Here is a 1,739-nt window from a genome sequence, read left to right on the forward strand (position 1 = left end):
TCCTGCTGGGCACGCTGGTGATCTTCACCTTCGACCCGAACATCCGCTAGGCACGGGGCTGCGAGAATCATGAAGATCCACAAGTACGACACCGTCATCGTCGGCGCCGGCGGCGCGGGCATGCGCGCGGCCATCGAGTCCACGAAGCGCAGCCGCACCGCGGTGCTGACCAAGCTGTACCCCACCCGCTCCCACACGGGCGCCGCGCAGGGCGGCATGGCCGCCGCGCTCGCCAACGTGGAGGAGGACAACTGGGAGTGGCACACCTTCGACACGGTCAAGGGCGGTGACTACCTGGTCGACCAGGACGCCGCCGAGATCCTGGCGAAGGAGGCCATCGACGCCGTCCTCGACCTGGAGAAGATGGGCCTGCCGTTCAACCGCACCCCGAACGGCACCATCGACCAGCGCCGCTTCGGCGGTCACAGCCGCAACCACGGCGAGGCCCCGGTCCGCCGGTCCTGCTACGCGGCCGACCGCACCGGCCACATGATCCTCCAGACGCTGTACCAGAACTGTGTGAAGGAGGGCGTGGAGTTCTTCAACGAGTTCTACGTCCTCGACCAGCTCATCACCGAGGTCGACGGCGTCAAGAAGTCCTCCGGTGTGGTCGCCTACGAGCTGGCCACCGGCGAGATCCATGTCTTCCAGGCGAAGGCCGTGATCTACGCGTCCGGCGGCACCGGCAAGTTCTTCAAGGTGACGTCCAACGCGCACACCCTGACCGGTGACGGCCAGGCCGCCTGCTACCGGCGCGGTCTGCCGCTGGAGGACATGGAGTTCTTCCAGTTCCACCCGACCGGCATCTGGCGCATGGGCATCCTGCTGACGGAGGGCGCCCGCGGTGAGGGCGGCATCCTGCGCAACAAGGACGGCGAGCGCTTCATGGAGAAGTACGCGCCGGTCATGAAGGACCTCGCGTCCCGTGACGTCGTCTCGCGCTCCATCTACACGGAGATCCGGGAGGGCCGCGGCTGCGGTCCCGAGGGCGACCACGTCTACCTCGACCTCACCCACCTGCCGCCGGAGCAGCTCGACGCCAAGCTCCCGGACATCACCGAGTTCGCGCGGACCTACCTCGGCATCGAGCCCTACACGGACCCGATCCCGATCCAGCCCACCGCGCACTACGCCATGGGCGGCATCCCGACCAACGTCGAGGGCGAGGTCCTCGCGGACAACTCCACCGTCGTCCCGGGCCTGTACGCGGCCGGCGAGGTCGCCTGTGTGTCGGTGCACGGCGCCAACCGCCTCGGCACCAACTCGCTCCTGGACATCAACGTGTTCGGCCGCCGGGCCGGTATCGCGGCGGCCGAGTACAGCCAGCGGGCCGACTACGTGGAGCTGCCGGAGAACCCGGCGCAGTTCGTCGTCGACCAGGTGGAGCGGCTGCGCGACTCCACCGGCACCGAGCGGGTGGCGACGCTGCGCAAGGAGCTCCAGGAGACCATGGACGCCAACGTCATGGTGTTCCGCACCGAGCAGACGATCAAGACGGCGGTCGAGAAGATCGCCGAGCTGCGCGAGCGCTATCTGAACGTCTCGATCCAGGACAAGGGCCGGCGGTTCAACACCGACCTGCTGGAGGCCATCGAGCTGGGCAACCTGCTCGACCTGGCCGAGGTCATGGCGGTCTCCGCCCTGGCGCGCAAGGAGTCCCGCGGCGGTCACTACCGCGAGGACTACCCCAACCGCGACGACGTCAACTTCATGCGCCACACCATGGCGTACCGCGAGGT

Annotated in this window: 1 protein-coding gene; it reads left to right on the plus strand. The window is 68.1% G+C overall.

Annotation, left to right across the window (positions count from 1 at the left end):
• Positions 1-69: 69 nt before the first annotated feature.
• Positions 70-1,739, plus strand: a 1,670-nt coding sequence (gene sdhA / locus G6W55_RS37500; RefSeq protein ID WP_175525047.1) for a succinate dehydrogenase flavoprotein subunit, incomplete at its 3' end; no start/stop codon positions are given.

Source organism: Streptomyces sp. CAI-85, assembly GCF_013363615.1.
Taxonomy (GTDB): Bacteria; Actinomycetota; Actinomycetes; order Streptomycetales; family Streptomycetaceae; genus Streptomyces; species Streptomyces antibioticus_B.